General features: G+C 69.2%; 4 protein-coding genes. 3 read left to right on the top strand and 1 reads right to left on the bottom strand.

What is annotated here, in order from left to right:
• Positions 1-1784 (bottom strand): exodeoxyribonuclease V subunit gamma (gene recC / locus AYB31_RS12205; RefSeq protein WP_068828964.1); only part of this gene is annotated, 1784 nt, incomplete at its 3' end.
• A 176-nt stretch (positions 1785-1960) separates the two neighbouring features.
• On the opposite strand from recC, the gene AYB31_RS12200 reads away from it, so the two are divergent.
• The 3 genes from AYB31_RS12200 to AYB31_RS22030 all read left to right on the top strand — a co-directional run.
• Positions 1961-2242, top strand: a complete 282-nt coding sequence (locus AYB31_RS12200) for a hypothetical protein (RefSeq protein ID WP_236715549.1) — start codon at positions 1961-1963, stop codon at positions 2240-2242.
• Positions 2243-2391: 149 nt separating this feature from the next.
• Positions 2392-4638, top strand: a complete 2247-nt coding sequence (locus AYB31_RS12195) for a putative bifunctional diguanylate cyclase/phosphodiesterase (protein ID WP_068828963.1) — start codon at positions 2392-2394, stop codon at positions 4636-4638.
• Positions 4635-4987, top strand: a 353-nt coding sequence (locus AYB31_RS22030) for a PAS domain-containing protein (RefSeq protein ID WP_236715548.1), incomplete at its 3' end; no start/stop codon positions are given. The genes AYB31_RS12195 and AYB31_RS22030, both read left to right, overlap by 4 nt.

Below are 4987 nucleotides of genomic sequence, written 5' to 3'. Positions count from 1 at the left end.
TCCAGCGGGCGGTGGATGCCGGCGTCCTCGGCCTGGCGGCCCAGGGCGGAACAGGCCTGGCTGAGCAGCAACAGGGTGTCGCCGGCCTCGCGCTCGTCGAACAGGCGGTCGATCAGCTCCTGCAGGTCCAGCGCCCACTCGGCCAGCGGGCGCGGCTGTTGCAGGCGCTCGGCCAGGCTGGCGAGCTGGCCGACGAAGGCACACAGGCGGCCGAGCAGCTGACCACGGGCGCCTTCCAGGGCGTCCAGCGGCAGGTTGTCACCCAGCAGCGGATTGCCCTCGCCGGCCAGTTGCGGCGGCGCGGCGAAGCCCAGCAGCAGGCGATCCAGGCCCTGGCGCCAGGTGAAGGCGTCATCGGCCGGCAACTCCAGCGCGGCACGGTGGGCGCCATCGCGACCCCAGCGCACGCCGGCCTGCTGCAGCCAATCGCGCAGCAGCGGCAGGTCTTCGTTCTCGATACCGGCACGGCGGGCGATGGCGGGTTGCTCCAGCCAGGCGAGGACTTCCTCGGCGGCAAAGCGGCTCTCGGGCAGGCTGAGCAGGCCGAGAAAGGCCTCGATCAAAGGTGTTTCCGCGCGCAGGCTGCGGTCGGCCAGGCTGTAGGGCACATAAGGTGCACCTTCGCGACGCGCGAAGACGGCCTCGATGAACGGCGCGTAGCGTTCGATATCCGGGGTCAGCACCACCACCTGGTCCGGGCTCAGGCCGGGGTCGGCGGCGAAACGGGCCAGCAACTGGTCATGCAGGATTTCCACCTCGCGCAGCGGCGAGTGGGCGATGTGCAACTCCAGCGAGCGGTCGTCCTCACGCAGCGCCAGGCGCTCGTCCGGGGCGCGGGTGCGCAGGCGCAGGATGTCCTGCTGCAGGGCGTGCAGCAGGCTGTCGTCGGCCAGTTCACTGTCCTGCGGGTAGATGCCGTGCTCCTCGGCGATCTGTCCGAACAGGCTGTCGAAGAAGTCGCGGCCCTGTTTACCCAGGCTGGCCAGCAGCGGATGGCCGACATCCAGATACCACTCCTCCGGACTCGACTCCGGCTGACTGGCCAGCTCGCGCACATCGCGAATCTCGCCCCAGGCCTCGCGGCACGGGTTGAGCGCGAAGATCACCACGCTGGTATGCCGCGCCAGGCCTTCCAGCACACGCAGATGATGTGGTGGCAGCGAGCTGATGCCGAACACCAGCAGACGCTCCGGCAGACCGGCGATGGGCTCGGCGCCGTGCAGGCGCGCCAGCAGCTCGTCGAGCAGGCGCGCGCGGTGCGGGTGGCCGTCCTTGGTCAGCTCGCGCCAGAGCAGCGCCTGCCAGGCCTCCTCGGCGCCCAGGTCGCAGGCCTGGCCGCGCTCCCAGGCGGCCAGCCAGTCGTCGCGATAGAGCAGGTACTGGTCGAAAACGTCGGCGATCTTCGCCGCCAGGGCCAGGCGCCGGCGCTCGTCGCCGCCGTCCAGATAGCGCTCCAGGCGCTCGGCGCGGGCCAGGTTGGCCGGCTCGCACAGCCAGTCGTAGAGGCGCCAGGTCATGGCCTGCGGATTGAACGCGGACTGCTCCGGCAACGCGCCCAGCACCTCGCGGGCCAGGCCCCAGACGAAGCTGGACGGCAACTGCACATCGAGGTGCATGGCGATGCCCTGCTCGCGGGCCAGCTGCAGGGTCAGCCAGCGACCGATGCCCTGGCTCGGCACCACCACCCGCGCCGGCGCCAGCACGTCCGCCTGCGGCTGGGCGAGTAGCGCGCAGGCCAGTTGGCCGAGGGTTTCCAGGTCGGGGGCGTGGTACAGACTGAGCATGGGCGGGCATCCGGGCAATGGCCGCTAGGGTAGCAGTCACGCGGCCGGCGCAGCACACCGAAGTGCATTCGAACGTGCAATCGCCGCCGTCTTGACCCCGGTCAAGCGGCCAATTGCCAGCACGGCTATGGTGCTTTGCAAACCTGCCAATATCCGCCCTGCCCATGAACTGTCCGTTGCCGCGCATTGCCTGTAGCGATCCCGAACTGGCCACCACCCTGCGCCGGGTACTCGGTGGGTGCGAAGTGCTTCAGGCGCCGCTCGACTGCAGCCACGCCCCGCTGTGCCGTTGGCTGGAGCAGCTCCCTGCCGGCTCACAGGTAAAGGTTGAGGCCGCTATCGGCGATGCCATCGCGACCCTGGAGCGCACCCGCCACGCCTTCCGCTCGCGCGAGCTGGGCCAGTTGCGCCAACGCCTTGAGCAGCTGCTGGTCGAATTGTCAGGACCGGCCGAATGAGATAGAACGCCCGAACACAGGTTTCGCCCTTGGCGAAGACCGGCTTTGCCGGGCAGGACATACGGGCCTGCAAGACGAAGCGCCGCGACGCCCCGTTCCCCCGAACGCGCCGTCCGGCGCTTTTTTGTGCCCGCGAAAAGGTGAAAGGGATGAATGAAGACGACAGCCTGCTGGACCTGATGCACCGCATCGGCCTCGACCGCGAGGAGGTCGCCGAACGCCTGCGCCTGCTCGACTGGCGCCGCGACGACCCTCTGCGCCTGATGGCCGCGGCCGAGCACATGGACGAAGCCCACCGCAGCTTCGTCGAGCAGCTCTACAGCCATCTGCGCGAGTTCGCCGGGCCGGCCGCACTGATCGGCGACCCGACGACCCTGGCACGCCTCAAACACAGCCAGCTCGACTACTACCGGCGCCTGTGGTGCGGGCCCTACGACCGCGACTACCTGAGCGGGCGCCTGCGTATCGGCCTGATCCACCAGGTGGCCGGTGTCGAACCCAAGTGGTACCTGGCCGCGTATCGCCTGTACCTGGCCACCATGAGCGACGCCCTGTTTGCCGACCAGGCGCACAGCGCCCTGTTCGCCAGCCTGCTCAAGGCGGTGTTCTTCGACATGACCCTGGCCATCGACACCTATGGCGCCGCCCAGCGCCGCGCCCTGGAACACAGCGAGGCTCGCTTCGCCCGTGCCTTGCGCGGGGCCAACGACGGTCTGTGGGACTGGCACCTCGAGCAGGACCGCCTGTACGTCTCCGAGCGCTGGGCCGACATGCTCGGGCTCAGTCGCGACGCCCTCGGTGAAAGCAGCGCCTGCTGGTTCTCGCGGGTTCACCCGGACGACCTGCCGGGCCTGCGCCAGGCCATCGACGCACACCTCAATGGCGCGACCGCGCAACTGCACCACGAGTACCGCATCCGCCGCCGCAGCGGCGGCTACCTGTGGGTGCTGACCCGCGGCGTGGCCGAGTGCGACCATGACGGCCAGCGGCGCATGGCCGGCTCGCAGACCGATATCGGCGCGCGCAAGGAAGTCGAGCAACAGCTGCGCCACGCCGCCCGCCACGACCCGCTCACCGGCCTGGCCAATCGCCTGCGCCTCGACGAGCTGCTGCAACAGGCCCTGCACCAACTGGGTAAACCCGGCGCCCGCGAGGCCGCCCTGCTGTTCATCGACCTCGACCGCTTCAAGCTGATCAACGACAGCCTTGGCCACCATAGCGGCGACCGGGTTCTGGTCGAGGTCGCCCGCCGCCTGCAGCGTTGCCTGCGCCCTGGCGATCACCTGGCACGCTTCGGCGGCGACGAGTTCGTCGCCCTGCTCGACGACCTCGCCAGCCCCGCAGACGCCGACCGGGTGGCCCAGCGCATGCTCGACACCCTGCACCAACCCCTGCATCTGGACGAGCAGACCCTGGTGGTCAGCGCCAGCATCGGCATCGCCGCGCTGCCGGGCAACTGCGGCGCCGGGCAGGCCCTGCAGGCCGCCGACCTCGCGCTGTACCGCGCCAAGCAGGCGGGCAAGGCGCAGTTCGCCCGCTACAGCGACGAGCTGCAGTCCGCCGCGCGCCGCCAACTGGCGCTGGAGAGCGCACTGGGCCAGGCCCTGCAACGCGACGAATTCATCCTCTATTACCAGCCGGTGTGCCGTATCGACTGCGAGCAACCGCGGCTGATCGGGGTCGAGGCACTGCTGCGCTGGCAGCATGGCGGACGCCTGATCGACCCGCAGGAATTCATCGCCTCGCTGGAAGAGTCCGGCGAGATCATCGCGGTCGGCGACTGGGTGCTGCGCCAGGCTTGCCAGCAGGTGCGCGCCTGGCAGCAGGCCGGGCAAGCGAGCCTGCGATGCTCGGTAAACCTGTCCAGCCGCCAGTTGCAGCAGGACGGTTTCGTCGACCGCCTGGCACAGATCCTCGACGAAAGCGGCTTGGCCCCGGCCAGCCTGGTGCTGGAGATCACCGAGAGCCAGTTGATGCAGGACTGCACCGCCACCCTGATCGCCCTGCGCGAGCTGGGCCGCCTCGGCGTACGCCTGGCGCTCGACGACTTCGGCACCGGTTATTCGTCGCTCGGCTACCTGAAACGCTTCCCCCTGCATGTGCTGAAGGTCGATCGCAGCTTCATTGCCGGCAGCGACCCGGAGTCCCTGACGATCAGCCGGGCAATCATCGGCCTGGGCTGCAGTCTCGGGCTGGAAGTGGTGGCCGAGGGGGTCGAACAACCGCTGCAGCTCGACTTCCTCCGCGAACAGGGCTGCCGCCTAGCCCAGGGTTACTGGTTCAGCCGACCGCGCCCGGCCGCCGAGCTGGAACGCCTGTTCAGTGGCGACGACTGCTTCGAAGGCCTCTGGTGCCTGCTGCCAGACTCCAACGCTCCCAAGGAACTGCCCCGATGAAACTCAACCTGCCGGTCAGCCAGCGCGAAGTGGCGGTCGACCCACGCGCCAACATCCTCTCCACCACCGACCTCAAGGGCGTGATCAGCTACGTCAACCCGGACTTCATCGCCATCAGCGGCTTCAGCGAAGCCGAACTGCTCGGCCGGAGCCACAACCTGGTGCGCCACCCGGACATGCCGCCGGCGGCCTTCGAACACCTGTGGCAGACGCTCAAGGCCAGGCGCTCCTGGATGGGCCTGGTGAAGAACCGCTGCAAGAACGGCGACCACTATTGGGTCAGCGCCTTCGCCACCCCGGTGGTGCGCGACGGCAAGGTGGTCGAGTACCAGTCGGTGCGCACCCTGGC

It is taken from the genome of Pseudomonas sp. BMS12 (assembly GCF_001592875.1).
GTDB lineage: Bacteria > Pseudomonadota > Gammaproteobacteria > Pseudomonadales > Pseudomonadaceae > Aquipseudomonas.
The sequence above is the reverse complement of the archived record's forward strand: the minus strand, read 5'-3'. Positions and strand labels throughout refer to the sequence as shown.

Bases quoted from the DNA above. Each gene is read 5' to 3' on its own strand.
- AYB31_RS12195 (WP_068828963.1), top strand. From the start codon at position 2,392: ATGAATGAAGACGACAGCCTGCTGGACCTGATGCACCGCATCGGCCTC.